The following is a 25,776-nucleotide window of genomic DNA, read 5'->3' on the forward strand; positions in this document are numbered from 1 at the left end:
CCGATTCCGCTGCGCAGCGCTGCCGACGAACACACCCAGACCGAACGGATAGCCGGACGTTTGCACCACGCAACGCCGTGGCCCGCGCCTCAGGCCCGCGCAGCCTTCTCCAGCGCGCTGATCTGATCCAGCAGGCGCTTGTTGACCCCGTGCGCGGCGTCCAGTTCTTGCTGCAAGGCCTTGCTGACCTGGGCAAACGTCATCAGCTTGCGGTTGGTTTCGCGCAAGTGGTCCGACAGGCGTTTGGACATGGCCATCAGCAGACGGGCGGCCACGGCTGGGTGGTCGTCCAACAGGCGTGTCATGGCTTCGCGTGTCAGCACCGCCAGGGCCAGATCGGTGGCGGCGATGCAGGTGGCTGAGCGGGGCGCGTTGTCGAGGATGCCCATATCGCCGATCAGGCTGCCCGGGCCCTCTACCGACACCACCATGCTTTCGTGCGCGGCGGAGATGGAGTTCTCGATCGTCACCTCACCGTCCAGCACCAGCGCCATGAAATCGTTCTTGAGCGCTTCGCCCTCGCGGATCACCACCTCACCGGTTTTGACCAGCGAAGGCCGCATGTACGTCACTATCACCCGCGCATCGGAGGCGCTGAGTTCAACCAACGCACCCTCGGTGACCAGCATGGCCGCCGCCTTGGCTTGCACGTGGGCGCTGGCGCGCGATTTGACTGAGAACATGCCGCGATTCTAGGCACCTGCACCCAAGTACCCTAGCGAATAGTTGTTAAAAGACAAGGCCCGCGAATGGCGGGCCTTGGCAATACTGGCAGGCAGGACGCTGTCGGGCGCCCGGCCGGGTGTCAGCGCTTGTCGCGGTACTTGCGCAGCGCAGCGATCTGGGCGGCCAGAATGGCGAGTTCTGACGTGGCGCGCGCCATGTCGATCTCGCTCTTGGCGTTCTTGAGGGCCTCTTCGGCCGCGTGGCGCGCGGTGTTGGCTTTCTCTTCGTCCAGGTCCTTGCCGCGAATGGCGGTGTCGGACAACACGGTCACCACATTGGGCTGGACTTCCAGAATGCCGCCGGCCACGAAGACGAACTCTTCGCCACCGTCGGCCTTGGTGATACGAACCGAACCGGGCTTGATGCGGCTGATCAGCGGGGTGTGGCGTGGGTAGATCCCCAGCTCGCCCGCTTCACCGGGCAGCGCAACGAACGTCGCCTCGCCAGAGAAGATCGACTCCTCGGCGCTGACCACGTCAACATGAAGGGTGTGGGCCATGCGTGCTCCTGGTTAAACCTTGACGCTGGGCGCGACCGGCGGCCAAGCCGCGGTGCGCCTGAGAACTGCGTCGAATCAGACCTTCTTGGCCTTTTCGATGGCCTCGTCGATGGTGCCGACCATGTAGAAAGCCTGCTCGGGCATGTGATCGCATTCGCCATTCACGATCATCTTGAAGCCGTGAATGGTGTCCTTCAGCGACACGTATTTACCGGGCGAGCCGGTGAACACTTCCGCCACGTGGAACGGCTGGCTCAGGAAACGCTGGATCTTGCGAGCGCGTGCCACGGCCAGTTTGTCTTCAGGCGACAGCTCGTCCATGCCCAGAATGGCGATGATGTCGCGCAGTTCCTTGTAGCGCTGCAGCGTACCCTGCACCTGGCGCGCGGTGTTGTAGTGGTCGTCACCGACCACCAGCGGGTCGAGCTGGCGGCTGGTGGAGTCCAGCGGATCGACCGCAGGGTAGATACCCAGCGCGGCGATGTCACGCGACAACACGACGGTCGAATCCAAGTGGGCGAAGGTGGTGGCAGGCGACGGATCGGTCAAGTCATCCGCAGGCACGTAAACGGCCTGGATCGACGTGATCGAGCCGACCTTGGTCGACGTAATACGCTCCTGCAGGCGGCCCATCTCTTCGGCCAGCGTCGGCTGATAGCCCACGGCGGAAGGCATACGGCCCAAGAGAGCGGACACTTCGGTACCGGCCAGCGTGTAGCGGTAGATGTTGTCCACGAAGAACAGCACATCGCGGCCTTCGTCGCGGAACGATTCAGCGATGGTCAGGCCGGTCAGCGCCACGCGCAGACGGTTGCCCGGGGGCTCGTTCATCTGGCCGTACACCATGGCCACTTTCGAGTTGGGCAGGTTCTCCAGATCAACCACCTTGGAGTCGGCCATCTCGTGGTAGAAGTCGTTGCCCTCACGGGTACGCTCGCCCACGCCGGCAAACACGGACAGACCCGAGTGCGCCTTGGCGATGTTGTTGATCAACTCCATCATGTTCACGGTCTTGCCGACGCCGGCGCCGCCGAACAGACCCACCTTGCCGCCCTTGGCGAACGGGCAGATCAAGTCGATCACCTTGATGCCGGTTTCCAGCAACTCTTGCGACGGAGACAGCTCGTCGTACGTCGGCGCCTTGCGGTGGATGGAGGCAGTGTGCTCATGGCTGACCGGACCGCGTTCATCGATCGGGTTGCCCAGCACGTCCATGATGCGGCCCAGCGTGGCGGGGCCGACCGGCACCGTGATGGGCTGGCCGCTGTTGTAAACCTGGGTGCCGCGGCGCAGGCCGTCGGACGAACCCAGCGCAATGGTGCGCACCACGCCGTCGCCCAGCTGCTGCTGAACTTCCAGCGTCAGCGGCGAGCCTTCCATCTTCAGCGCGTCGTACACCTTGGGCATCTGATCGCGAGGGAACTCGACGTCCACCACGGCGCCAATGCACTGAACAATTTTTCCTTGGGGTTGAGCCATGTTTTGCTCCAGTAATTTGAATCTTGCTTGCTGGGCCCGGACTTACGCCGAGATGGCCGCAGCCCCGGACACGATCTCAGAAAGCTCTTTGGTGATCGCCGCCTGACGCGTTTTGTTGTAGACCAGCTTCAATTCGCCGATCACGTTGCCTGCGTTGTCGGTTGCGGCCTTCATGGCCACCATGCGCGCAGCGTGCTCGGACGCCATGTTTTCCGCCACGGCCTGGTAGGCCAGCGCTTCGACATAGCGGATCAACAGGTCGTCAATGACGCTTTTGGCATCGGGTTCGTAGATGTAATCCCACGCGTGCTGTGTACCGCTGGCACGCGTTTCCTCATGCATCTTCTCAGCCGACAGGGGCAACAACTGCTCGATCACCGCTTCCTGCCGCATCGTGTTCACGAAGCGTGTGTAGGCGATGTAGACGGCGTTGAGCTCGCCCTTTTCGTACTCGTCCAAGAGCGTCTTCATCGGGCCGATCAGGCGCTCAAGGTGTGGCGTATCACCCAGCTGAGTGACCTGCGAAACCACCTTGGCGCCAATGCGCGTCAGGAAGCCAAGGCCCTTGTTGCCGACCGCCACCGTGTCCGTGGACACACCAGCGCTTTGCAGTTCACGCAGACGACCGGTGACCACGCGCAACACGTTGGTGTTCATGCCGCCGCACAGCCCCTTGTCCGTGGTGACGACGATGATGCCGGCTTTCTTGACATCGTTCGTCTTCATGAACGGGTGCACGTACTCGGGATTGGCCTGACCAAGGTGAGACGCGATGTTGCGCACCTTCTCCGCGTAGGGGCGGGCCGCACGCATGCGATCCTGCGCCTTGCGCATCTTGGACACGGAAATCATTTCCATGGCCTTGGTGATCTTCTTCGTGCTCTCGAAGTTCTTGATCTTGCCGCGGATTTCCTTGCCTGTTGCCATGCGTGACTCCTAATGCCTTGCCGCCCGAATCAGGCGAAAGACTTTTTGAAGGCGGTGATGGCGGCGGTCAGTTCGGCCTCGGCGTCCTTGTCCTTCTCGATCGCCTTGCCCGTTTCCATCTTGGCCAGCAGCGCTGCGTGCTTGTCCTTCAGGTAGCTGTGCATGCCCGATTCGAACGGAAGCACTTGCTTAACTTCCAGATCGTCCATGAAGCCTTTGTTCACGGCGAAAAGCGAAGCACCCATCAGGCTGATCGGCAGCGGGCTGTACTGGGGCTGCTTGAGCAGTTCCGTCACGCGGGCGCCGCGGTCCAGCTGCTTCTTGGTGGCCGCGTCCAGATCGGAAGCGAACTGCGCGAACGCAGCCAGTTCACGGTACTGGGCGAGGTCGGTACGGATACCGCCGGACAGCTTCTTGATCAGGTCGGTTTGCGCTGCACCACCCACACGGGACACCGAAATACCGGCGTTGATAGCGGGGCGGATACCGGCGTTGAACAGGTTGGTTTCCAGGAAGATCTGGCCGTCGGTGATCGAGATCACGTTCGTCGGCACGAAGGCAGACACGTCGCCAGCCTGCGTTTCGATGATGGGCAGCGCGGTCAGCGAACCGGTCTTGCCCTTGACTTCACCCTTGGTGAAGGCTTCGACGTAGTCGCCGTTCACGCGGGCTGCGCGCTCGAGCAGACGGCTGTGCAGATAGAACACGTCGCCTGGATAGGCTTCGCGGCCCGGCGGGCGACGCAGCAGCAGCGAGACCTGACGGTAGGCGACAGCTTGCTTGGACAGATCGTCGTACACGATCAGAGCGTCTTCGCCGCGGTCGCGGAAGTATTCGCCCATCGTGCAGCCCGAATAGGCCGACACGTACTGCATCGCTGCGGACTCGGATGCCGAGGCGGCCACCACGATGGTGTAGTCCATCGCGCCGGCTTTTTCCAGAGAGCGCACCACGTTCTTGATCGACGAGGCCTTTTGGCCAATCGCGACGTAAACGCAGACCATGTTCTGGCCCTTCTGGTTGATGATCGCGTCGATGGCCACGGCCGTCTTACCGGTCTGGCGGTCGCCAATGATCAGCTCGCGCTGGCCACGGCCGATCGGCACCATGGAGTCGATGGCCTTCAGGCCGGTTTGCACAGGCTGGTCAACCGACTGACGTGCAATCACGCCCGGCGCCACTTTCTCGATGACGTCGGTCATCTTGGCGTTGATCGGGCCTTTGCCGTCGATGGGCTGACCCAGCGCGTTCACCACGCGGCCAATCAGCTCGGGGCCAACGGGCACTTCCAGAATGCGGCCCGTGCACTTGACGGTGTCGCCTTCGGAAATATGCTCGTACTCGCCCAGAATCACGGCGCCGACAGAGTCGCGCTCAAGGTTCAGGGCCAGGCCGAACGTCGGCGTGCCATCGGCGGTTGCCGGGAATTCCAGCATCTCGCCCTGCATGGCGTCAGACAGGCCGTGCACACGCACGATGCCGTCGGTGACCGACACCACGGTGCCCTGGTTGCGCACGTCGGCGCTGACGCCCAGGCCCTCGATGCGGCTCTTGATCAGTTCTGAAATTTCTGCGGGATTGAGTTGCATGACTCTTTCCTAGTACTAAGGGTTTTATCGAGGTGCCTGCGCCCGGGGCTCAGGCGATCAGGGCCGATTTCATTTGCTCAAGGCGGGCCTTGACGGAGGTGTCCAGCACCTCATCGCCTACCGCCACGCGCACGCCGCCGATCAACTCGGGATCGATCTTCACCGACGCTTCCAGCTTTCGCCCGAAGCGTTTTTCGAGTGTGGCGACGAGCTGCTGCAGCTCAGCCTGATCGATAGGGAAGGCGCTGACGATGACGGCGTCGGAACTGCCCGACACCTCGTTGGCCAGCACCCGGAACTGCCGCGCCACTTCGGGCACAGCCGCCAAGCGATCGTTGTCGATCACCATGCGCAGGAAGTTGACGCCGTGCTCAGGCAGGCCGTCTTTGATTGCGCTGGTAACCACGTGGAACACCTGGGTGGCATTCACGCGCGGATTGGCGGCAAAGTCCAGCAATTCCTGGCTGCTTGCCGCGGCGGCCAGGTGGTCAAGCCACGCCTGGGTTTGCGGCAGGTTGCCACGAGACGCCTTGAACAAGGCGTCTGCGTAGGGTCTTGCGATGGTGGCGAGTTCTGCCATGGTCGTTTCCTTTGACGCTTGCCCTGAGGATCAGAGCTCGGTCTTCAGACGAGACAGCAGTTCCGCATGCACCGTCGGATTGACTTCCTTGCGCAGGATCTGCTCAGCGCCACGCACAGCCAGCGCTGCCACTTGCTCGCGCAGGGCTTCACGTGCCTGGACCACCTGCTGCTCGGCCTCGGCACGGGCAGCGACGATGATGCGGTTGGCCTCTTCAGAGGCGCGCACCTTGGCTTCTTCGATGATCTGCTGCGCGCGCCGGTCGGCATCGGCCAGCCGGGAGGCGGTCTCGTTGCGCGATGTGGCCAATTCCTGCTCGACGCGCTGATTAGCGGCGGCGAGTTCGGTTTTGGCTTTATCGGCAGCGGCCAGCCCGGCGGCGATTTTCTGCGTCCGCTCGTCCAGTGCCTTCGTGATCGGCGGCCACACGAACTTCATCGTGAACCACACCAGGATCGCGAAGACAACGGCCTGCAGGAACAGGGTCGCGTTGATATTCACGGTTCGACTCCTTTCAGTCTAGAAAGGCTCAGTCGATCAGGCGAGCGTGAAGGGGTTGGCGAAGGCGAACAGCAGTGCGATGGCCACACCGATCAGGAACGCGGCGTCGATCAGACCGGCCAGAACGAACATCTTGGTTTGCAGTTCGTTCATCAGTTCGGGCTGGCGAGCAGACGATTCCAGGAACTTGCCGCCCATCAGGGCGATACCGATGGAGGCACCGACGGCGCCCAGGCCGACGATCAAACCACAAGCCAGAGCGACGAGACCGAGTACGTTTTCCATGATTGCTCCTAGATAAAGAAAAAAGAAAAGTTGAAGGAAGAGTGAAGTGGTTGACGGAAGTTAGTGCGCGTCGTGCGCCTGACCCACGTAGATGAGCGTCAGCATCATGAAGATGAACGCTTGCAGCGTAATGATCAGGATGTGGAAGATCGCCCACACAGACCCCGCAATCACGTGCCCGATGCCCAGCCAGAAACCACCCGAGAGGGGGTTGAACTGCCAGGCCCATACGCCGCCCATCAGAGCGATCAGCATGAAAACCAGCTCGCCGGCAAACATGTTGCCGAACAGTCGCATGCCGTGCGAAACGGTCTTGGCGACGAATTCGATGATCTGCATCAGGAAGTTGATGGGCCACAGGATCGGGTTGGCACCGAAGGGCGCCGTGACCAATTCGTGCGACCAGCCGCCCAGGCCCTTGATTTTCAGGCTGTAGACGATGCAGACCAGCAGCACGCTGACCGACAGGCCCAGCGTGGTGGAGAGATCGGCCGTGGGCACCACGCGCTGGAAGGCGTGGTGGTCGCCCACTGCGTACTGGTAGGCCATCGGCAGCAGGTCGACCGGCAGCATGTCCATGGCGTTCATCAGGAAGATCCAGACGAAGACGCTCAGCGCCAGGGGGCCGACCAGACGGCGGCTTTTTTCGTTGTGGATGACGCCCTTGGCCTGGTTGTCCACCATCTCGACGAGGATTTCCATCGCCGCCTGGAACCGACCCGGCACGCCAGCCGTAGCATGGCGCGCAGCGCGCCACATCACGAAGCAGCCGATCACGCCCAGCAGGACGGACCAGAACACCGAGTCCAGGTTGAAGACGCCAAAGTCGACGATCTTTTTCTGGACCACGTCGTTGAACGCGAAGTCCTTTTGCAGATGATGCAAGTGATGCTGGATGTACTCACCAGCGGTTGGAGCTCCAACGGATTCAGCAGCCATAGGTCACCATCTCTCGAGTCTCACTCAGTTCGCGCCGAACGGCGCTTTGCCGATTTCAGCCACAAGGCCACCCAAGCAGCCTTGATCGTCACAACAAAACCAGCCAGCAGAGCCAACCAGTGCACTTGCGCCAGGATCTTGGGCGCCGCCAGAAGCAGCGCCACCGTCAAAGCGACCTTGATACCCTCCCCCACCATCAGCGCCATCAAGGCGCCGTGCGGGCTGGCTTGCCGCCGCATCCGGCGGGCCACCATGCGGGCAAACAAGACCGCCGGTACCCACGCTGCCAAAACCCCGTAGGCCGCCGAGTACGTCACGGCGGTCATGCCGCCAGACCATACCAGCGCCACAAGTACCACCGCCAGTCCGGCAACCGCTTGCCACCCGACCACGGGCCAGGGCGACATCGGGGGGTGCGCTGCACGCCATTCGCGCGCCTGTTCGGCGCTCCAGGGCTTGAAATCTGCGTCAGAAGCGTTAGTTGCTTCTTCGGCGGACCCGCTTCCTCCCGATGCGGGCTCGATTGTGGCCATGTCGAATTACGTGCAGTTGACGTTTGGCAACGCCTGCAAAGCCTCTGATTATAGGGTTTCCAGAAGGCATTTTTTAACGTTGCGTTGCAAAAGCGTGGCTTGACTGCGTCAAGCCCGCCGCCGGGCGGCCTGGGTAACAATGCAGGATCGATCCATCTATCCACCCGCCGCGCGCCGCGCGCGCCGCCACTTTCAGCCTCTGCCACCATGCCCACTGACCGCGCCGACCACCTGCCCGAGCTGCCCTGCTACCTGAATGGCGAGATCGTGCCCATGCGCGAAGCGCGCATCAGCCCGTTCGACCGCGGCTTCATCTTCGGCGACGGTGTGTACGAAGGTATTTCTTTCTACGGCCGGCCCGGCCAAGCCCCGCAGCCGTACCGCTTTGACCAGCACATGGCGCGCCTGGAGCGCAGCCTGGGCGAAACGCGCATCGCCAACCCGCACACGCGTGAGGAGTGGCGCCAGATTGCTCTGGATTTGGTAGCTGCCTACGCCGACGCAGCGGGCGCTGTCGCCCAAAAAGATTCAAAAGACTGGCCGCAGGACTGGTTCTATTACTTTCAGGTGACGCGCGGCGTGGCCCTGCGCGACCACCCGATGCTGGAGGGCCTGACGCCCACCGTCTTCGCTACCTGCCTGCCGATGAAGACCGCCACGGCCGAGCAGCGCGCGCAGGGCGTGGCCTGCGTCACCGCCGACGATTTCCGCTGGCAGAAGGCGCACATCAAGTCCATCAGCCTGCTGGGCGCGGTGTTTGCGCGCCAGATCAGCTTTGAGCAGGGCGCGCTGGAGACGGTGATGTTCCGCGACGGCCTGCTGAGCGAGGCCGCCGCCAGCAACGTGTGGGTGGTGAAAAACGGCACCGTGATGGGCCCGCCCAAGAACAACCTGGTGCTGGAAGGCATTCGCTACGGCGCCGTGGAAGAACTGTGCCGCCAGCAAGGCATTGCCTTCGAGCTGCGCCCCATCACCCGCGCCGAAGTGCTGGACGCCGACGAACTGATGCTGTCGTCTGCCACCAAGGAAGTGCTGCCGATCACCAAGCTGGACGGCCAGCCCGTCGGCACAGGCCAACCCGGGCCGGTGTACCAAAAGCTGTACGCCGCCTACCAACGCGACAAGGACGCGCTTTTCAACGCATGAGCTCCAACTCCACGCCCCCCAACGCCAGCCCCGCCCCGAACGCCGTCGATGCAGCCACCACCCCCCCCGAGGGCGTGGAGGTGCAGCCGCTGACGCCCGAGGGCCGCGAATCGCTGATCGAGTTTCCCAGCGCCTTTCCGATCAAGGTGGTGGGCAGCAACGAAGACGGCTTTGTGCACGCCATCACGCACATCGCCAAGCAGTTTGACCCGAGCTTTGACGCCAGCACCATCGAGCTGCGCGAAAGCGGCGGCGGCAAGTACCTGGGCCTGACCATCACGGTGCAGGCCACCAGCCGCGAGCAGCTGGACGACCTGTACCGCGCGCTCAGCACGCACCCGATGGCCAAGTGGGTGCTGTGAGGCTGCGCGCCAGCGGCGCCCGTCGCTGAGAGGACGCTGAGAGGGCGCGAACGCCGGGGCGGAACCGGCTGGCGGAACATCGCGATCCGCCCGTTGCGATCTGCCTATCTCGACGCACCTTTTGCGACCCACCTCTCTCGACCGATCTATCGCGTACCGCGAGCCCGCAACCCGCTTGCACGAGGCGGCGTGCACCGCCGCGCGGCCCGCACGCACCGGCTTGGCGACCTGCCGGCTCGGCTGCGCTGGCGTATCTTTTCTCAAGTCTTTCAGGCCGTCAGCGCACGTCCAATCAGCGCCGGCAGCTATTGGTTTCGGAGCAAACCGGCGCTGCGGCTCAGCGGTAGCGGTCTACCCACTCCAGCTTCAGCGGGCGCTGGTCCACCAGCCAACCCTCCGGCAGCGTGAACCAGAATTGCCCGGCGCTGCGGCGCATGGGCAGGTCTGGCAGCTTCAGCGTCTGCCAGTCGGCGGTGCTGTCAAAGCTGTTGGCGGGCGTTTGCAGGGTCAGGCCCTCCAGCGCGGTGAAGGGGCGGTCGGGCGTGTAGCGGAATTCCAGGCGCAGCTCGCGCGGCCAGGTGCCTGAGGTGGGCTGAAACAGCGCGCCGCCCACGCCGCTGGCGGAGGTGACGGTGAGCGTGCTGCTGCCGCCGGGCCGGTCCAGCACGATGCCATCGCCGGGCTGGCGCGTGAGCGGGCGGCCCCAGATGAGCGTGTAGCTGCCCGCGCCGCCTTTGTCGGGCTCACGCTCGGACGCGCCGGGCGGCGCAGCGCAGCCGCCCAGCGCCATCGTCAACACGGTGGCCAGCACCGTCGTCGTCGCCAATGCGCCGGGCATCGCGCTGCCCGCGCCCTTGTGTGGCCTGCCAAGCCGCAGCCAACCCATTCGCCATCGTCCTTTCGCAGCGGCGCACCGCGTGCAGCCATGGCGGACATTCGCCGCGGCGGCGAACGCCCGCCGCTGGTGCGCGGGGCCGTGGCGCAGGGTACCAAACCCGCAGAACAAGCGGGCGGCGCGGGCGTTAAGCGACAAGGGAAATGATGGGGCGGCACGCGCGCCAGCGCTGCGCATGGCACAGGCTCGGCGGCCCTGCTCCGCAGGTGGGCAGCGGTGGCGCCGCGCCCGGCGGGGTTTGGTGCCAAATCACCTTCCAGCGCACGCCGCACCAGCGCCGGCAGCTATCAATTTAAAAGCGATCTACCCCTGATGCTGCCCGGTGGCAGCACCCGCGCGGGCCGTCACTCGCCCAAATCGCCCACCTTGTCGGACGGAAACTTGAACGAGTCGCGCAGCAGAAAGGACATGGGCATCTGCATCACCACGCCCTTGGGCGGCACGGGGCGCTCAAACCACTTCGTGTACAGCTGGTAGATCTCGCCCGTGCGGATCAGGCGGCGGATTTCATCGCCCACCAGCGCCTTGAACTCGGGCTCGTCCTTGGGCAGCATGATGGCGTAGGGCTCGATGGTCAGCGGCTTGCCCACCACCACGAAATCGTCCGGCTTGGCGGCGATGGCGCGCTGGCCGTACAGCAGCACGTCGTCCATGACGAAGGCGTCGGCCTCGCCCTTGGCCACGGCCGCAAAGGCGGCGGCGTGGTCGTCGGCCTTTTGCACGGTGGCGCGCAGGCCCAGTTCTTTGTCCAGCCGGCGAAACACGGTCAGCGACGTGGTGCCTTTGGTGGACACCACGCGCTTGCCGGCCAGGTCTTCGATGCGCTGGATGCCCGAGGCTTTCTTGACCAGAAAGCGCGACGACGAGATGAAGTGCGGGATGGTGTAGTCCACCTGCTTGCGGCGCTCGGCGGTGTTGGTGGTGGAGCCGCATTCCAGCGACGCCTTGTGCGAGGCGATGGCGGGCACGCGCGAGCTGGCCGTCACCATCAGGTATTCCACCGGCAGGTCGGGCATCTTGAGCTGCGCGCGGATGGCGTTGATCACGCGCGCGCAGATGTCCATCGAATACCCCACGGGCCGCTGGTTCGCGTCGAGGTAGGAAAATGGGATGGAGCTTTCGCGGTGCGCCACCACGATCTTGCCCGCCTGGCGAATGCGGTCCAGCTCTGCCGCGCCACTGGCCGTGGCCGTGCCGGCGCACAGCGCTGCCAGAACGCCGCATCGCGCCCAGTTTGCCAAGCCCATCCACCGCCCGTCACGTTTCGTCCAAGCCAACATCGGAACCCTTTCAGTGCATGCATTGCACCCGCGGTCGCGGCAGCAAGATCTGCGCCAACGCGCCGTGCTGCCACCAGCGCAAACGTGCGAGTTTGTATATGAAACAAAGTGTTTTTTATGAAAAACCCTGTCACCAATCTGGACTTGCCCGTGCACGACCTGGGGCGCGTGGACTACCTGCCCACGTTCCAAGCGATGAAGGAATTCGGCCTCCAGCCCCCGCCGGATGAGCGCGAGCAGCTATGGCTTTGTGAGCACCCACCGGTATTTACCCTAGGCCTGGCCGGACGGCCCGAGCATGTGTTGGCGCCAGGTGACATTCCGGTGGTGGCCACCGACCGCGGCGGTCAGGTGACCTACCACGGCCCCGGCCAAGTGGTGGCCTACCCGCTGATCGACCTGAAAGCGCGCCCCTATTTCGTCAAGGAATACGTGCACCGGCTGGAAGAGGCGGTGATCCGCACGCTGGCGGACCTGGGCGTCACCGGCCACCGCGTGGCGGGCGCGCCGGGCATCTACGTGCGGCTTGACGACCCTTTCAGCCACGCCGTTTTGCTACAAAAACCACAGCATCGCGCGCCCGGCAGTCCTGCGCCGCAGCCCGATTTCACTGGGCTGGGCAAGATCGCTGCGCTGGGCATCAAGGTCAGCAACCACCGCGCCTACCACGGCGTGGCGCTGAACGTGGCGATGGATCTGGAGCCCTTTTCGCGCATCAACCCTTGCGGCTACGCGGGGCTGCCCACGGTTGACCTTTCTACAATGGGCGTATCGGTCACCTGGGACGACGCGGCGCGCCAACTGGCCACGCACCTCACCCGCCTGCTGGCCGCCTGAGAAAGCACACCACGCCATGTCCACCCCGCTTGTCGGCCCCGACGCCCCCACCGTACGCGACGCGCAGCCGCAAGGCAGCTACGACGCCAACGCCAAGCAAAAAGCCGGCGCCAAGCTGTCGCGCATCCCCGTCAAGGTGCAAAACACCGGCCCTGCGCTGAAAAAGCCCGAATGGATTCGCGTGAAGGCGGGCAGCGCCAACACGCGCTTCTACGAAATCAAGGACATCCTGCGCAAGAACAACCTGGTGACGGTGTGCGAGGAAGCCAGCTGCCCCAACATCGGCGAATGCTTCGGCCACGGCACGGCCACGTTCATGATCATGGGCGACAAGTGCACGCGCCGCTGCCCGTTCTGCGACGTGGGCCACGGCCGCCCCGACCCGCTGGACGTGAACGAGCCGGCCAACCTGTCGAACACCATCGCGCAGCTCAAGCTGAAGTACGTGGTCATCACCAGCGTGGACCGCGACGACCTGCGCGACGGCGGTGCGCAGCATTTTGTGGACTGCATCCGCGAGACGCGCGCCAAATCGCCGCTGACGCAGATCGAAATCCTCACGCCCGACTTTCGTGGCCGCGACGACCGGGCGCTGGCCATCCTCACCGCCGCGCCGCCGGATGTGATGAACCACAACCTTGAAACCGTGCCGCGCCTGTACAAGCAGGCGCGCCCTGGGTCTGACTACGCCTATTCGCTGAACCTGCTCAAGAAGTTCAAGGCGCTGCACCCCGACGTGCCGACCAAGAGCGGCCTGATGGTCGGGCTGGGCGAGACCGACGAGGAAATCCTGGAAGTGATGCGCGATCTGCGCGCGCATGGCGTGGACATGCTCACCATTGGCCAGTACCTGGCGCCCAGCAACGCCCACATTCCGGTGGCGCGCTACGTGCACCCGGACACCTTCAAGATGTTCGAGCGCGAGGCCTACGCCATGGGCTTCACCCACGCCGCCGTGGGCGCGATGGTGCGCAGCAGCTACCACGCCGACAAGCAGGCGCAGGCCGCGGGCGTGACGGACGGCGCCGCGGGCTGACCTGCGCGGCAGCACTGCGCTGCCCCGATTCGCCCATCCGGCAGCTGACGCGCGGCGCGCGAGTTGCCCCGCGTCGTCCGTGCACAGGCGGTGCGTGGGTCGCGCCGGCCGCTTCGGCCGCCGCTTGTGGCGGTCTTCTTGACGTGACGACTTTGGCGCACATGCACGCGCCGCGCTGGCGCTCGCGTGGCCAGCCAGCCGCCTGGCCGCCATGCACGTCGCCACGATTCCTGCCAGCCAGAGACATCGCCGCGCCAGTTCCAGACAGCGCGGCGCCGCAGCCCGCCCTAGAGTGAAGGCGCGTCGGACGCCGGGCCGCCGGGCGGCGCGAAACCACACCAAAAACAGGAGACAAAGACATGCCACAAGGCACCATCACGTCTGCGCTGGACGCGCTGCTCACCCAGACCACCCAGCGCCACGGCGGCGTACCCGGCGTGGTCGCCATGGTCACCGACCGCGACGGCAACTTCTACGAAGGCGCGGCCGGCACGCGCGAGCTGGGCCAGGACCAGCCCATGACCACCGACGCGGTGTTCGCCATCTTCTCGACCACCAAGGCGCTGACTGGCGCGTGCGTGATGCAGCTGGTGGAAGAAGGCAAGATCCGCCTGGACGACCCCGCCGGCCGCTACGTGCCCGAGATCGACGAGCTGCAAGTGCTGGACGGCTTTGACGCCGCCGGCCAGCCCCGCACCCGCCCGCCCAAGCGCGCGATCACCGTCAACGACCTGATGCTGCACACCTCGGGCCTGGCGTATGAGTTTTTCAGCGCCGACGACCTGGCCTACCGCACGGCCAAGGGCATCCCGACGGTGGTGGGCTGCGACTTTGCCTCCATCCGTACCGTGCTGGTGCACGAGCCGGGCGCCGCCTGGACTTACGGGCCCAACATCGACTGGCTGGGCCGCATCGTCGAACAGCAGCGCGGCCAACGCCTGGGCGCGGTGATGGCCGAGCGCATCTTCGGCCCGCTGGGCATGAAGGACATCGGCTTCGGCATGACCGAATCCATGCGCAGCCGCCGCGTGACCATCCATGACCGCGCGGCCGACGGCAAGCTGACGCCGCTGCCCGTGCTGGCGCTGCCCGATCCGCCCCCCATGGACATGGGCGGCCACGGCCTGTACGCCACGGTGGGCGAATACATGAAGTTCATCCGCATGATGCTGAACGACGGCGCCGGCCCGCACGGCCGCGTGCTCAAGCCCGAGACGGTGCAGGCGATGGGCCGCGACGGCCTGGCGCCCATGGGCCTGTCGACCGGCGGGTGGACGACCTCGATCCCCTCGCTCAGCAACAGCGGCGAGTTCTTTCCGGGTTCGCCCAAGGGCTGGGCGTACACCTTCCTCACCAACCGCGAGCGCACGCCGTCCGGCCGCGCAGCGGGCTCGTTGATGTGGGCGGGCCTGGCCAACTGCTACTACTGGATCGACCGCGCCAGCGGCATCGGCGGCTACTGGGCCACGCAGATCCTGCCGTTCCAGGACGCGGTGTCGTACCCCGGCTTCGTCGAGTTCGAAACCACCGTTTACCATCATCGCTGAGCCGCAGCACCGCGCGGCGCCCCAAGGAGCGTGCCGGTATGCAAGCGATGCGCGATGTGCTGATCACCAGCGCCGATGGCGCGCCCACGCAGCGCCACCGGCTGGTGGCGTCCACCGACTGGGACGAGGTGCAACACTGGTGCCGGCAGATCTACCTGCCGTACGACGCGACGCCCGCCGGCCCGGCGCGCCAGCCCAACGCCGTGCTGGACGCCATGCAGATCGGGCAGCTCACGCTCAGCCGGTTCAGCTACGGCGTGCCGGTGCACCTGAGCGGCTTTGACGAAGGCGCTGGCATTGGCCTGGTGCTGACCACGCTGCAAGGCGCGGTGCGGCACTGGTCCAGCGGCCGCACGCACGCCGACACCGGCGTGGGCGATTCGTACCTGGTCGATCTGTCGCGCGCGCACTACCGCCTGGACGCCGACGCCCTGCACCTGCAGGTCAACCTGACGTTTCGCCACGACGCCATGGCCGCGCTGCACCAGCGCTGGTTCGGCTGCCCCGCCGATGAACGCATGTGGGCGCGCGCCTACCGCTTTGGCGGCGCGCAATCCAGCTGGATGCAGCTGCTGGGCTACGTCTGCCGCTGCATCACCGAGATGCCCGACGCGGTGCAGCACGGCCCGCTGGGGCGCCACCTGGAGGAAATGATCGGCGTGCACCTGCTGACGCAATGGCGCCAGCAGCTGGACGCACCCACATCGCCCACGCTGCACAGCCTGGCGCCGCGCCACGTGCTGACGGCCGAGCAGCACATTCGCGACCGCGCGCGCGAGGCGCCCACGCTGAGCGCGCTGGCCAGCCACGCGGGTGTCAGCGTGCGCACGCTCAACGCCGCGTTTCGCGAATACCGCCAATGCACGCCGATGCAGGCGCTGCGCGACGCGCGCCTGGCTGGCGTGCGCGCCGACCTGCTGGCGGCGCGGCCCGGCGCGCGGGTGCGCGACGTGGCCGAGGCCTGGGGCTACGCGCAGCTGGGCATCTTCGCGGCCAACTACCGCCGGCGGTTCGGCGAATCGCCTTCTGAAACACTGAAGCGCCGCGCCTGATGCCCGGCGGCGCTGCCGCGGCGAATGACTTTCAGAATAAAACAGGCTCTAGCGCCCGCCTGATCAGCGCTGACAGCTATATTTATTGAAGCAAACCATCATCCTGCTGCACCCGCCTGCATGACAAAAAAAGGCCCGCCGGCGCATGACTGCGCGGCGGGCCAACTCCATCCATGCCGTCCGGGGCAGGGGCCTCAGAAGAAGCCGAGCTTGTTCTCGCTGTAGCTGACCAGCAGGTTCTTGGTCTGCTGGTAGTTGTTCAGCGCCATCTGGTGGTTTTCGCGGCCGATGCCGGATTTCTTGTAGCCACCGAAGGCCGCGTGCGCGGGGTACAGGTGGTAGCAGTTGGTCCACACCCGGCCGGCCTGGATGGCGCGGCCCGCCTTGTAGGCCACGTTGCCATTGCGCGACCACACGCCGGCGCCCAGGCCGAAAGTGGTGTCGTTGGCGATGTGGATGGCTTCGTCCATGTCCTTGAAGGTGGTGACCGACGCCACGGGGCCGAAGATCTCTTCCTGGAACACGCGCATGTCGTTCTTGCCGAACAGCAGCGTGGGCTTGACGTAGAAGCCGTCGTTGATGTCGCCGCCCTGGCGGTTGCGCTCGCCGCCGGTCAGGGTCTGCACGCCTTCATTGCGGCCGATGTCGATGTAGCCCAGGATGCGCTCCATCTGCTGCTGCGACACCTGCGCGCCCACCATGGTGCTGGTGTCCAGCGGGTGGCCTTGCTTGATGGCGGACACGCGCTTCAAGGCGCGCTCGATGAAGCGGTCGTAGATCGATTCTTGAATCAGGATGCGCGACGGGCAGGTGCAAATCTCGCCCTGGTTCAGCGCGAACATCGACAGGCCTTCCAGCGCCTTGTCGAGGAAGGCGTCGTCGTGGTCCATCACGTCGGCAAAGAAGATGTTGGGGCTCTTGCCACCCAGCTCGACGGTGGAGGGGATCAGGTTGTCGGCCGCCGCGCGCAGGATACGCTGGCCCACGGGGGTGGAGCCGGTGAAGGCAATTTTTGCAATGCGCGTGCTGGTGGCCAGCGCCTCGCCCGCTTCCTTGCCGAAGCCGTTGACGATGTTGACCACGCCGGGCGGCAGCAGGTCGCCGATCAGCTCCATCAGCACCATGATGGAGGCGGGCGTTTGCTCGGCGGGCTTCATCACCACGCAGCAGCCGGCGGCCAGCGCGGGCGGCAGCTTCCACGAAGCCATCAGCAGCGGGAAGTTCCAGGGAATGATCTGGCCGACCACGCCGATGGGCTCATGAAAGTGGTAGGCGACGGTGGTTTCGTCGATCTCGGAGATGCCGCCTTCCTGCGCGCGGATGGCGCCAGCGAAGTAGCGGAAATGGTCGATGGCCAGCGGAATGTCGGCCGCCATGGTTTCGCGCAGCGGCTTGCCGTTGTCGATGGTTTCAGCGATGGCCAGCGTCTGCAGATGCTGCTCCATGCGGTCGGCGATCTTCAGCAGGATGTTGGAGCGCTCGGTGACCGAGGTCTTGGCCCAGGCGGCCTGTGCGGCGTGGGCGGCGTCCAGGGCGCGGTTCACATCCTCGGCGTCGGACTGGGCCACCTTGGTGAAGGGCTTGCCGGTGATGGGGGAGACGTTCTCGAAATAGCGGCCAGCCGACGGGGGCACCCATTTGCCGCCGATGTAGTTGTCGTACTGCTGTTTGTAGGGGTAGGCGGCTTCGAGGCCGAAACGCTTGAGCTCAAACATGTCCATGGTCTTGTCTCCTGAGAGGTACGTATGCGGCCGCCCAAGGCGGGTCGGCTGCAGGCACAGATACACAGGCCGTGCCAGCTTGGCGCACCTGGGCCAAAGGCGCGGGTTTACCCTGTGATTGGCAGCCCTGTGGCTTGGCTTGGCCCCGGGGCACTGTCACTTTATGGAACAGCTGGCGTGACAGGCGCGGACAATTTGGAACGTCACATCCGAGCAGGGACATTTCATACGCCGCGCCGCTCCGATAGACTGGCAACGCCCACGGACCGCGCGCTTGAACGCCGGCGCACACGGGCACCCGACACCCGCCATGCCGCCCCGCGGCAGGCCGATCAGGAGACAGACAGCCATGGGTATTGCGACCGACAGCCTGCAGCTGGCACGCCGGCACCTGCTGGATCACGGTGCCTGCCTGCCCAGCGCGTTGAACGACCGCCTGGCGCGCTCCTGGCAGCGCAGCCTGCACGCGGGCTTGCCGCCGTTCGGCGGCCGCGAGCTTGCCGAGCCCGTGGGCGGGCTGAGCCTGTCGCAATCGCTGGAGCAAAACGCGCAGATGCTGTCTTTCGCCCGCCCGGTGATGGACTTTATGTACGGCCAGATTCGCGGCGGCGACTGCATGGTGGTGCTGGCAGACGTGGACAGCATGCTGCTGCACACGGTGGGCGACCACGGCTTTCTGACCAAGGCGCAGCGGGTGGAGCTGCGCACCGGCGCCTCCTGGCGCGAATCGGTGCGGGGCACCAACGCCATCGGCACCGCCATCGAGGACGCCAGCGCGCTGCAGGTGCGGGCCGGTGAGCACTATCTGGAACGCAACGGCTTCCTGCATTGCTCGGCCGCGCCCATCTTCACCGCGCAGGGGGCCGTGGCCGGCGCCATCGACATTTCGGGGGACGAGCGCGCGTCGCACATGCACGCGCTGGGGCTGGCCAGCAGCGCGGCGCGCCTGATCGAAAACAACTGGCTCAAGGCGCGTTACCGCGACGCGGTGCGCGTGCACCTGCACAGCGCCGCCGAAGGGCTGGACACGCCAGCCGAAGGCATCGTGGTGCTGTCAGAAAGCGGCACGCTGCTGGGCGCCAACCAGGAAGCGATTCGCGCCCTGCGCCTGGCGCCGCACGACTTCTTTGCGCTTCAGCTGGAAACGCGCCTGCAAGAACGCCTGGCGCACCTGCTGGCCCGCACGGGGCGCGAACCGCACACCGTGCGCCTGCCGGACGGGCGGCGCATGTTCTTGCGGGTCGAGCGGCCCACGCAGCGCACGCCCAGCCGCGCCGTCGTGCCCGAGGCCCACGAGCCCCGCTTGGACGCGCTGGCGGCCAGCGACACGGGCGACACGCAATGGCGCCGCGCCGCGCAACAGGTGCGCCGCATTCTGGACAAGCCCATCGCGCTGCTCATCCAGGGCGAATCGGGCGTCGGCAAGGAAGTCTTCGCCCGGGCCTGCCACGACAGCGGGCCGCGGCGCGGCCGGCCCTTCGTGGCCGTCAACTGCGCGGCCATCCCGGAATCGCTGATCGAGGCAGAGCTGTTCGGCTACGCCCCCGGCGCCTACACCGGCGCGCAAAAGGGCGGCAGCCTGGGCCGCATCCGCGAGGCCGAGGGCGGCACGCTCTTCCTGGACGAGATCGGCGACATGCCGCTGCTGCTGCAAACCCGGCTGCTGCGCGTGCTGCAGGAAAAAAAGGTCACGCCGCTGGGCGGCACGCCGGTGCCGGTGGACTTTGCCTTGGTCAGCGCCACGCACTGCGTGCTGGCCGATGCGGTGGCGGAAGGGCGCTTTCGCAGCGACCTGTACTACCGCCTCAACGGCTTCAGCGTGAAGCTGCCCGCCCTGCGCGAGCGCGAGGACTTCGATGCGCTGGCCACGCGCATGCTGGCGCAGTGGGACGACGGCGGCGTGCGCATCGCGCCCGATCTGCTGGCCGCGCTGCGCGGCTACGCATGGCCCGGCAACCTGCGGCAGCTGGCCAGCGTGCTGCAAACCGCCTGCGCGCTGCGCGACCCGGCGCACGAGCCCGCCATCGACTGGCCGCACCTGGCCAGCGACCTGCGCGATGCGCTGGCCAGCCCGGCAGCACGGGTGCAGCCCGCCGGTAAAGCGGCGGAAACGCGCGCCATTTCGGTGGGTCAGGCTAACGCAGCGCCAGAAGCCGCGCCGCCGGCGGCCTTGCGAAAAATCGCCCACCAGGCCATCGCGCAGGCGTTGGCCGATGGCGGCGGCAACGTCAGCGAGGCCGCGCGGCGCCTGGGCATCAGCCGCCAGACCATTTACCGCCATTTGAAGAAGGCTGACGCCGAGGCCTGAGCTCGCGCGTGCCTGCCGCCGGGCGACGCCTGCATTGCGCTTTTCCTGATTGCCCAGAAAAAAGGCCCGCTCGAAGCGGGCCTTGGACCTTGCGACTTTGGGTCAAACCATCAGGTGGCAGGCTTGTCGGAAGGGGCCTTGATGTTGTCTTGCAGTTCCTTGCTCATCGGCAGGCCGATGCTCTGGTTGCGCGGGGGGATCGGTTGCATGAACCACTTGTTGTAGAGCTTTTCAAACTCGCCCGACTTCATCATGCCGGTGATCACGCCGTCGACCAGCGCCTTGAATTTCGGGTCGTTCTTGCGAATCATGCAGGCGTAGGGTTCGACCTGCAGCGAATCGCCCACCACTTCCAGCGAAGCCGGGTCTTTGGCATTGGCCTTCAGGCCGAACAGCAGGATGTCGTCCATCGCGAAGGCGGCGGCGCGGTCGGCTTCGACCAGCAGGGCGGCATCGGCGTGGTCCTTGGTGGACACGATGTTGATGCCCAGCCCTTTTTCCTCGTTGTAGCGGCGCACCACCTGCATGTTGGTGGTGCCGGTGGTGATGGCCACCGTCTTGCCCTTCAGGTCGGCGTAGTTCTTGATGCCCGACGACTTCTTCACCAGCAGGCGCGTGCCGGTGTAGAAATGGTTGATGGCAAAGTCCACATCCTTGCCGCGGGCGCTGTTGTTGGTGGTGGAGCCGCATTCCAGGTCGATCGTGCCGTTTTGCAGCAGCGGGATGCGGTTGGCCGAGGTCACGGCCTGCCAGCCCACGGTCAGGTTGCTTTTGCCGGTCTGCTTGCGCACCGCGTCGGCGATGGCGTTGCTGATGTCCACCGCAAAGCCGATGGGCTTCTCGGGGCCTTCCAGGTAGCTGAACGGCACCGACGATTCGCGGTAGGCAAACGTCATCTTGCCGCTGCTGCTGATCTTGGACAGCGTGTCGGCGCTTTGGGCATGGGCCGGCAACGCGGCGCCCAGCATGGCTACGGTGGCGGCGCACAGGGCGCCCGTCATAACACGTTTCATCGAGTTCAAGCTCCAGAAGAGGTGGGTGGCTACAGCTTACAGCCACTTGGGCGCAGCGGCGACGGGGCTTGCCCTAGCCACCGGCGCCGGTCGGCGGCCCGTCAGCGCAGGCGGGCGCTGTCGCGGATGGCATCGCACACCGCGTCGTACTCGGCCGCCAGATCGGCCGGGTAGCTGCAGCGCAGAAAGTAGGTCTTGCCACCGATCACCGTGGCAACCAGGCGCAGCTGCAGCGGCCGCCCTGAAGCCACGTTGAGGATGTGCCGGTACACCACGTCGGCGGCGGGGCGCCCCAGCAGTTGCGTGCTGCCCATGCGCTGGAACTGCGCGCGCCGCAAGAATGCGTCCAGTCGCGCGCGCAGCGCGGCGCCCAGCTGCTCGGCGTCGGCGGCGCTGTCTACCTTTGGCACGAGCGCAGGGTCGGTCAGGAAGCGAAAGCTGATGTCGCCTTTTTCCATCGACGAATCGGACACGCCGATCATGACGGGCGAGCCATGGAACTCCGGGTCGAGCTTGAAGCTGGCCGGGTAGTCGTAGGTGACGCCGCTGGCCTTGTCGACGAACGTGGCCGTGGCGGGCACCGAAGGCGCAGCAGCGAACGCCGCCGTCGCCAGGCAGGCCGACAGCCACAGCGCGACGGCGCGCCAGCGACGAACTGATCGGGCCATCCGGCCACGTGGGGCGCGTGTGAGAGAGGTCATGGCAAGACGACTGGGCCTGGCGGGCGGTGGCGGAAAGCCGGTTATCTTACGCAAGCATTGCCCGCCCATCGTCCCCATCGCTGACCTACACCGCCCTCGCGCCGCGCCGCCCTTGACCTCCTCCGCCCGCCCTTCCTCCTCGTCCGCTGCGGCGGCCAATGGCCTCGCCCTGGGCGCGGTGGGCCTGTGGGCTTCGCTGGCCGCGCTGGGCACCTCGCTGGCGCACGTGCCGCCGTTCTTGCTGACGGGGCTGGCGCTGCTGCTGGGCAGCGTGCTGGCGCTGCCCATGGTGCGGTTCGACGTGCGGCGCCTGGCCGTGCCCTGGCCCACGCTGGCGCTGGGCGTGTATGGGCTGTTTGGCTACCACTTCCTGCTGTTCACCGCGCTGCAGCTGGCGCCGCCGGTGGAGGCGAACCTGGTCAACTACCTGTGGCCGCTGGGCATCGTGTTTCTGGCGCCGCTGCTGCTGCCGGGCGTGCGGCTGACGCGCCTGCACATGGTGGCGGCGGTGCTGGGTTTTGCCGGGGCGGCGATCGCCATCGTGGGGCGCGGCGGCGCGGGCGCCAGCGCCGGGCCGTGGGCCGCCGCGGGCTATGGCTGCGCGGCGGCGGCGGCGGTGGTGTGGTCCACCTATTCGCTGCTGACCAAGCGCCTGTCGATGACGGGCCGCGCCTTTCCCACGGCCGCCATCGGCCTGTTCGGCGTGGTGTCGGGCGTGCTGGCGCTGGTGTGCCACGCGCTGCTGGAGCCCAGCGTGGCGCTGTCGGCGCGCGACCTGGCGCTGATCGCCCTGCTGGGGTTGGGCCCGCTGGGCGGCGCCTTCTTCTTGTGGGACGCGGCCCTCAAGCGCGGCGACGCCCGGCAGATCGGCGTGCTGAGCTACCTCACGCCGCTGCTGTCCACCTTCTTGCTGCTGATGACCACCGGCCAAGCGCTGACCTGGAACGTGGCGCTGGCCACGGGCTTGATCCTGGTGGCGGCGGTGCTGGGCACGCGGGCGCGTTGAAGCGCGGCCAGCGCACTGCCCGGCTGCGCTGAATACTATTTATTTGATAGCTGCCAGCGCTGGCGGCACCTGCGCCAGGGCCACTTTTCTTATCGAATCTGCGCGCCAGGCGGCGCCGCTCAGCCTTCCAGCAGCGCGGCCGGTTCGTCGCTTTCCAGCACGGCCTGCGCCCAGTCGGTCAGCTTGCTGACGTCGGCGCGCAGCACCTCTTGCTTGACCTGCAAGATCTGCGACGGGTGCATGGAAAAGCTGCGCAGCCCCAGGCCGAGCAGCAGGCGCGTCATGTCCGGGTCGCCCGCCATTTCGCCGCACACCGCCACCGGCTTGCCCAGGCGCGCGCCTTCCGCAATGGTGTCGGCCACCAGCCGCAGCACGGCCGGGTGCAGCTGGTCGTACAGGTTGGCCACGCTCTCGTCGGCGCGGTCGATGGCCAGGGTGTACTGCGTCAGGTCGTTGGTGCCGATCGACAGGTAGTCGAAGTAGCGCAAGAACAGCCGCAGCGACAGCGCGGCCGCCGGCACCTCGATCATCGCGCCCAGCTTCACGGGGCCGTAGGCCTGGCCGCGCTGGTCCAGCTGCTCGCGCGCCTTGTCGATCAGCTCCAGCGTCTGGCGGATCTCGCTGGCGTGCGCCAGCATCGGAATCAGGATCTGCACCTTGCCGTGCGCCGCCGCGCGCAGGATGGCGCGCAGCTGCGCCAGGAACATGGCTGGCTCGGCCAGGCACCAGCGGATGGCGCGCTGGCCCAACGCAGGGTTCAGGTGCGCGGCGTCGTGGCGCGATTCGTCCAGCGGCTTGTCGGCGCCCACGTCCACGGTGCGGATCGTCACCGGCAGGCCGTGCATGCCCTCCACCGCCGCGCGGTAGGCGGCGTACTGCTCGTCCTCGCCCGGCAGCTTGCCCTGGCGGCCCATGAACAGGAATTCGCTGCGGAACAGCCCCACGCCCACCGCGCCCACCGCCAGCGCGGCGGCGGTGTCGCCCGGCTCTTCGATGTTGGCCAGCAGGTCGATGCGCTGGCCGTCCAGCGTGACGGCGGGGGTGTTCTTCAGCCGCGCCAGGCGCCCGCGCTCCAGCTCGCCCTGGCGCTGCTTGTAGCCGTATTCGGCCAGGATGATGGGCGAGGGGTCGACGATGATGACGCCCGCATCGCCGTCGATGATGACCCAGTCGTCCTGGCGCACCAGCTGGCTGGCCGAGCGCGCGCCCACCACGGCCGGAATGTCCATGCTGCGCGCAACGATGGCCGTGTGGCTGGTCTTTCCGCCCACATCGGTCACAAAGCCCGCGTACACGCTTTGCTTGAACTGCAGCATGTCGGCGGGCGACAAATCGTGCGCCACCAGCACCAGCGGCACGTCCAGCGTGTCGTCCAGCGCCAGGTCGTGCTGCCGCGGTTCGCGCCGCGCGGCGGCGGCCGTGACCGGCAAGGCAGCGCCCTTCAGGTGGCGCAGCACGCGTTCAACCACCTGCTCCACATCGGCCTTGCGCTCGCGAAGGTATTCGTCCTCCATCTGGTCGAACTGGCGCGAGAGCACTTCCAGCTGGCTGGTCAGCGCCCACTCGGCGTTGTAGTGGCGCTCTACCACCCAGCGGCGCGTGTCGGCGCCAATGCTGGGGTCTTGCAGCAGCAGCAGGTGCACTTCCAGCACGCCCGACAGCTCGCCCGGCGCGTCCTTGGGCATGGTGGCCAGCAGCCGCTGCAGCTCTTCGATCACCGCGTCGCGCGCGGCGTTCAGGCGGGCGATTTCGCTTTTGACCTGATCGGGCTGGATGAAGTTGTGCACCACGTCCAGCCGGCTGGACGCCACCAGCACGGCACGGCCAATGGCCACGCCGCGCGCCACCGCCAATCCATGGATGGCAAAGCTCATGTTGATTCCTTCGCGGCGTCGCCGTGGGCGGGCAGCACGCATTCCCAGCGCCCGGTGGCCGCTTGCGGCAGCGGCGCGAGCAGCGCCAGGGCCTTGTCACGGTCGCCCGTTTCGCGGCGCAGGGCCAGCGCCAGCGTGGTGCTGCCGGGGCGGTCATCCTGCGCCAATTCAGCAGCGTGCGTATGCGCGGGGTCGTCGTCCGCGCGGCCTTCCGAGCACGCCTTGCAGAGCGACCGCAGGCTGCGGGTCCAGTCCTCGGCGGGCAAATCGGCGTCGACCAGGCGCTGCACCAGCGCGTCGGCCTGCTCGGCCGCCAGGTCGTCAAGCTGCAGCGTCCAGGTGGCGTGGTCAGACGGCGCCAGCACCTGCAGCTCGTCAAAAACGGGCACCTCGCGCCCGTGCAGGCGGCGCGTGCCATTGGGCGCGCCATCGTGCAGCAGCACATCGCCGTACCGCCGCCCTGAAGAGGGGGTGGGCACCGAGCGAATCACCGCCCGCGCCGGGCAGATGCGGTCGGCCCACAGCACCTCGGGCGCGTGGGACAGGTTCACGCGGATCGGGGTCAGGCTGGGCGCGAAGGCGGGGGGCGCATCGCTGTCGGGCATGTCGATGCCATAGCGGCGCCACAGGGCGCGCGCCAACCGCCATTGCCCGAGGGCGGTGGCGGCGATGCCGGCGTTCCAGATCGCCCCTTCGTGAGACGGCTCTCGCGCCAGCGCGGCCTGGTTGGCGTCCAGCGACGCCTGCCATTGCCCGCGGTACTTGTGCAGCAGCCCCAGGTTGAACCACGGCACGGCCCAGGCGGGTTGCGCGCGGGCCGCTTGGCCGTACAAGTCGAGCGCGCCAGGCACGTCGCCGGCGTCGCAGCGCTCGTTGGCCAGCGCGTTCAGGCGCGCGGCGCGGCCATTTCGACTGAGGCGGATCGGCATGCGCTGCGCTT

Annotated in this window: 25 protein-coding genes; 8 read left to right on the forward strand and 17 right to left on the reverse strand. The window is 66.4% G+C overall.

The features are described from left to right. Positions 1–89: 89 nt before the first annotated feature. The 10 genes from C6570_RS02270 to C6570_RS02315 form a co-directional block, all read right to left on the reverse strand. Positions 90–683, reverse strand: coding sequence for a cyclic nucleotide-binding domain-containing protein (locus C6570_RS02270; RefSeq protein WP_106701670.1), 594 nt, complete (start codon positions 681–683; stop codon positions 90–92). A 122-nt stretch (positions 684–805) separates the two neighbouring features. Beyond that, positions 806–1,225: a F0F1 ATP synthase subunit epsilon gene (locus tag C6570_RS02275; RefSeq protein ID WP_106701672.1), complete on the reverse strand. Its 420-nt coding sequence runs from the start codon at positions 1,223–1,225 to the stop codon at positions 806–808. Positions 1,226–1,300: 75 nt separating this feature from the next. After that, positions 1,301–2,704: a F0F1 ATP synthase subunit beta gene (gene atpD, locus C6570_RS02280; RefSeq protein WP_106701674.1), complete on the reverse strand. Its 1,404-nt coding sequence runs from the start codon at positions 2,702–2,704 to the stop codon at positions 1,301–1,303. 42 nt (positions 2,705–2,746) lie between these two features. Then, positions 2,747–3,631: a F0F1 ATP synthase subunit gamma gene (gene atpG, locus C6570_RS02285; protein ID WP_106701676.1), complete on the reverse strand. Its 885-nt coding sequence runs from the start codon at positions 3,629–3,631 to the stop codon at positions 2,747–2,749. A gap of 29 nt (positions 3,632–3,660) precedes the next feature. Further along, entirely contained in the window at positions 3,661–5,220 is a 1,560-nt protein-coding gene (gene atpA / locus C6570_RS02290; RefSeq protein ID WP_106701678.1) for a F0F1 ATP synthase subunit alpha, read from the reverse strand. A 49-nt stretch (positions 5,221–5,269) separates the two neighbouring features. Further along, positions 5,270–5,800 carry a F0F1 ATP synthase subunit delta gene (locus tag C6570_RS02295; RefSeq protein WP_106701680.1) on the reverse strand — a complete coding sequence of 177 codons (531 nt, stop codon included), beginning with the start codon at positions 5,798–5,800 and terminating at the stop codon, positions 5,270–5,272. A gap of 30 nt (positions 5,801–5,830) precedes the next feature. Then, positions 5,831–6,301 (reverse strand): F0F1 ATP synthase subunit B, encoded by a 471-nt coding sequence (locus C6570_RS02300; RefSeq protein WP_106701682.1) that lies wholly within the window; start codon positions 6,299–6,301, stop codon positions 5,831–5,833. 36 nt (positions 6,302–6,337) lie between these two features. Beyond that, positions 6,338–6,586: a F0F1 ATP synthase subunit C gene (gene atpE / locus C6570_RS02305; RefSeq protein WP_106701684.1), complete on the reverse strand. Its 249-nt coding sequence runs from the start codon at positions 6,584–6,586 to the stop codon at positions 6,338–6,340. A 60-nt stretch (positions 6,587–6,646) separates the two neighbouring features. Next, positions 6,647–7,525: a F0F1 ATP synthase subunit A gene (atpB, locus tag C6570_RS02310; RefSeq protein ID WP_106701686.1), complete on the reverse strand. Its 879-nt coding sequence runs from the start codon at positions 7,523–7,525 to the stop codon at positions 6,647–6,649. Between the two features lie 20 nt (positions 7,526–7,545). Then, positions 7,546–8,058, reverse strand: a complete 513-nt coding sequence (locus tag C6570_RS02315; protein WP_106701688.1) for an ATP synthase subunit I — start codon at positions 8,056–8,058, stop codon at positions 7,546–7,548. Positions 8,059–8,265: 207 nt separating this feature from the next. On the opposite strand from C6570_RS02315, the gene C6570_RS02320 reads away from it, so the two are divergent. Beyond that, entirely contained in the window at positions 8,266–9,204 is a 939-nt protein-coding gene (locus tag C6570_RS02320; RefSeq protein WP_106701690.1) for a D-amino acid aminotransferase, read from the forward strand. Beyond that, entirely contained in the window at positions 9,201–9,566 is a 366-nt protein-coding gene (locus C6570_RS02325) for a YbeD family protein (RefSeq protein ID WP_106701692.1), read from the forward strand. The genes C6570_RS02320 and C6570_RS02325 overlap by 4 nt, the downstream gene beginning before the upstream one ends. Before the next feature lie 337 nt (positions 9,567–9,903). On the opposite strand, the gene C6570_RS02330 is transcribed toward C6570_RS02325, so the two are convergent. Next, positions 9,904–10,404 (reverse strand): hypothetical protein, encoded by a 501-nt coding sequence (locus tag C6570_RS02330; RefSeq protein ID WP_106701694.1) that lies wholly within the window; start codon positions 10,402–10,404, stop codon positions 9,904–9,906. 401 nt (positions 10,405–10,805) lie between these two features. Then, positions 10,806–11,708 carry an amino acid ABC transporter substrate-binding protein gene (locus tag C6570_RS02335; protein WP_106701696.1) on the reverse strand — a complete coding sequence of 301 codons (903 nt, stop codon included), beginning with the start codon at positions 11,706–11,708 and terminating at the stop codon, positions 10,806–10,808. Between the two features lie 150 nt (positions 11,709–11,858). On the opposite strand from C6570_RS02335, the gene lipB reads away from it, so the two are divergent. The 4 genes from lipB (at position 11,859) to C6570_RS02355 (ending at position 16,213) form a co-directional block, all read left to right on the forward strand. After that, the gene (gene lipB, locus C6570_RS02340; RefSeq protein ID WP_106701698.1) at positions 11,859–12,578 is read left to right on the forward strand and encodes a lipoyl(octanoyl) transferase LipB; all 720 of its coding nucleotides are present in this window, start codon (positions 11,859–11,861) and stop codon (positions 12,576–12,578) included. A 16-nt stretch (positions 12,579–12,594) separates the two neighbouring features. Beyond that, entirely contained in the window at positions 12,595–13,614 is a 1,020-nt protein-coding gene (gene lipA, locus C6570_RS02345) for a lipoyl synthase (protein WP_106701700.1), read from the forward strand. Between the two features lie 359 nt (positions 13,615–13,973). Continuing rightward, a complete protein-coding gene (locus tag C6570_RS02350; RefSeq protein WP_106701702.1) occupies positions 13,974–15,161 on the forward strand; it encodes a serine hydrolase domain-containing protein in 1,188 nt (395 codons plus the stop codon). A 38-nt stretch (positions 15,162–15,199) separates the two neighbouring features. Further along, the gene (locus C6570_RS02355) at positions 15,200–16,213 is read left to right on the forward strand and encodes an AraC family transcriptional regulator (RefSeq protein ID WP_106701704.1); all 1,014 of its coding nucleotides are present in this window, start codon (positions 15,200–15,202) and stop codon (positions 16,211–16,213) included. Between the two features lie 194 nt (positions 16,214–16,407). Here C6570_RS02355 and exaC read toward each other — a convergent pair whose 3' ends face one another. Next, positions 16,408–17,934 carry an acetaldehyde dehydrogenase ExaC gene (gene exaC, locus C6570_RS02360; RefSeq protein WP_106701706.1) on the reverse strand — a complete coding sequence of 509 codons (1,527 nt, stop codon included), beginning with the start codon at positions 17,932–17,934 and terminating at the stop codon, positions 16,408–16,410. A gap of 349 nt (positions 17,935–18,283) precedes the next feature. Between exaC and C6570_RS02365 the strand changes: the two genes are divergently transcribed. Beyond that, the gene (locus tag C6570_RS02365; protein ID WP_164675474.1) at positions 18,284–20,242 is read left to right on the forward strand and encodes a sigma-54-dependent Fis family transcriptional regulator; all 1,959 of its coding nucleotides are present in this window, start codon (positions 18,284–18,286) and stop codon (positions 20,240–20,242) included. Positions 20,243–20,352: 110 nt separating this feature from the next. On the opposite strand, the gene C6570_RS02370 is transcribed toward C6570_RS02365, so the two are convergent. Both C6570_RS02370 and C6570_RS02375 read right to left on the reverse strand, forming a co-directional pair. Next, complete coding sequence (locus tag C6570_RS02370; RefSeq protein WP_425437916.1) at positions 20,353–21,243, reverse strand: amino acid ABC transporter substrate-binding protein; 891 nt, start codon at positions 21,241–21,243, stop codon at positions 20,353–20,355. A 113-nt stretch (positions 21,244–21,356) separates the two neighbouring features. After that, positions 21,357–21,923, reverse strand: a complete 567-nt coding sequence (locus tag C6570_RS02375; protein WP_106701710.1) for a hypothetical protein — start codon at positions 21,921–21,923, stop codon at positions 21,357–21,359. A gap of 145 nt (positions 21,924–22,068) precedes the next feature. Here C6570_RS02375 and C6570_RS02380 point away from each other — a divergent pair, with 145 nt between their 5' ends. Continuing rightward, entirely contained in the window at positions 22,069–22,962 is an 894-nt protein-coding gene (locus C6570_RS02380) for a DMT family transporter (RefSeq protein ID WP_245896271.1), read from the forward strand. A 119-nt stretch (positions 22,963–23,081) separates the two neighbouring features. Here the strand turns inward: C6570_RS02380 and ptsP are convergent, their stop codons facing one another. After that, the gene (gene ptsP, locus C6570_RS02385; protein ID WP_106701714.1) at positions 23,082–24,836 is read right to left on the reverse strand and encodes a phosphoenolpyruvate--protein phosphotransferase; all 1,755 of its coding nucleotides are present in this window, start codon (positions 24,834–24,836) and stop codon (positions 23,082–23,084) included. After that, the gene (locus C6570_RS02390; protein WP_106701715.1) at positions 24,833–25,765 is read right to left on the reverse strand and encodes a hypothetical protein; all 933 of its coding nucleotides are present in this window, start codon (positions 25,763–25,765) and stop codon (positions 24,833–24,835) included. Before C6570_RS02390 ends, ptsP begins: the two co-directional genes overlap by 4 nt. Between the last annotated feature and the right edge of the window lie 11 nt (positions 25,766–25,776).

It is taken from the genome of Ottowia oryzae, assembly GCF_003008535.1.
GTDB classification, from domain to species: Bacteria; Pseudomonadota; Gammaproteobacteria; order Burkholderiales; family Burkholderiaceae_C; genus Ottowia; species Ottowia oryzae.

What these genes read in the sequence shown, in the direction of transcription:
- C6570_RS02270 (WP_106701670.1), bottom strand. Translation starts at nt 683, where the DNA reads ATGTTCTCAGTCAAATCGCGCGCCAGCGCCCACGTGCAAGCCAAGGCG.
- C6570_RS02275 (WP_106701672.1), bottom strand. Translation starts at nt 1,225, where the DNA reads ATGGCCCACACCCTTCATGTTGACGTGGTCAGCGCCGAGGAGTCGATC.
- atpD (WP_106701674.1), bottom strand. Translation starts at nt 2,704, where the DNA reads ATGGCTCAACCCCAAGGAAAAATTGTTCAGTGCATTGGCGCCGTGGTG.
- atpG (WP_106701676.1), bottom strand. Translation starts at nt 3,631, where the DNA reads ATGGCAACAGGCAAGGAAATCCGCGGCAAGATCAAGAACTTCGAGAGC.
- atpA (WP_106701678.1), bottom strand. Translation starts at nt 5,220, where the DNA reads ATGCAACTCAATCCCGCAGAAATTTCAGAACTGATCAAGAGCCGCATC.
- C6570_RS02295 (WP_106701680.1), bottom strand. Translation starts at nt 5,800, where the DNA reads ATGGCAGAACTCGCCACCATCGCAAGACCCTACGCAGACGCCTTGTTC.
- atpE (WP_106701684.1), bottom strand. Translation starts at nt 6,586, where the DNA reads ATGGAAAACGTACTCGGTCTCGTCGCTCTGGCTTGTGGTTTGATCGTC.
- atpB (WP_106701686.1), bottom strand. Translation starts at nt 7,525, where the DNA reads ATGGCTGCTGAATCCGTTGGAGCTCCAACCGCTGGTGAGTACATCCAG.
- C6570_RS02315 (WP_106701688.1), bottom strand. Translation starts at nt 8,058, where the DNA reads ATGGCCACAATCGAGCCCGCATCGGGAGGAAGCGGGTCCGCCGAAGAA.
- C6570_RS02320 (WP_106701690.1), top strand. Translation starts at nt 8,266, where the DNA reads ATGCCCACTGACCGCGCCGACCACCTGCCCGAGCTGCCCTGCTACCTG.
- C6570_RS02325 (WP_106701692.1), top strand. Translation starts at nt 9,201, where the DNA reads ATGAGCTCCAACTCCACGCCCCCCAACGCCAGCCCCGCCCCGAACGCC.
- C6570_RS02330 (WP_106701694.1), bottom strand. Translation starts at nt 10,404, where the DNA reads ATGCCCGGCGCATTGGCGACGACGACGGTGCTGGCCACCGTGTTGACG.
- C6570_RS02335 (WP_106701696.1), bottom strand. Translation starts at nt 11,708, where the DNA reads ATGGGCTTGGCAAACTGGGCGCGATGCGGCGTTCTGGCAGCGCTGTGC.
- lipB (WP_106701698.1), top strand. Translation starts at nt 11,859, where the DNA reads ATGAAAAACCCTGTCACCAATCTGGACTTGCCCGTGCACGACCTGGGG.
- lipA (WP_106701700.1), top strand. Translation starts at nt 12,595, where the DNA reads ATGTCCACCCCGCTTGTCGGCCCCGACGCCCCCACCGTACGCGACGCG.
- C6570_RS02350 (WP_106701702.1), top strand. Translation starts at nt 13,974, where the DNA reads ATGCCACAAGGCACCATCACGTCTGCGCTGGACGCGCTGCTCACCCAG.
- C6570_RS02355 (WP_106701704.1), top strand. Translation starts at nt 15,200, where the DNA reads ATGCAAGCGATGCGCGATGTGCTGATCACCAGCGCCGATGGCGCGCCC.
- exaC (WP_106701706.1), bottom strand. Translation starts at nt 17,934, where the DNA reads ATGGACATGTTTGAGCTCAAGCGTTTCGGCCTCGAAGCCGCCTACCCC.
- C6570_RS02365 (WP_164675474.1), top strand. Translation starts at nt 18,284, where the DNA reads ATGGGTATTGCGACCGACAGCCTGCAGCTGGCACGCCGGCACCTGCTG.
- C6570_RS02370 (WP_425437916.1), bottom strand. Translation starts at nt 21,243, where the DNA reads ATGACGGGCGCCCTGTGCGCCGCCACCGTAGCCATGCTGGGCGCCGCG.
- C6570_RS02375 (WP_106701710.1), bottom strand. Translation starts at nt 21,923, where the DNA reads ATGGCCCGATCAGTTCGTCGCTGGCGCGCCGTCGCGCTGTGGCTGTCG.
- ptsP (WP_106701714.1), bottom strand. Translation starts at nt 24,836, where the DNA reads ATGAGCTTTGCCATCCATGGATTGGCGGTGGCGCGCGGCGTGGCCATT.
- C6570_RS02390 (WP_106701715.1), bottom strand. Translation starts at nt 25,765, where the DNA reads ATGCCGATCCGCCTCAGTCGAAATGGCCGCGCCGCGCGCCTGAACGCG.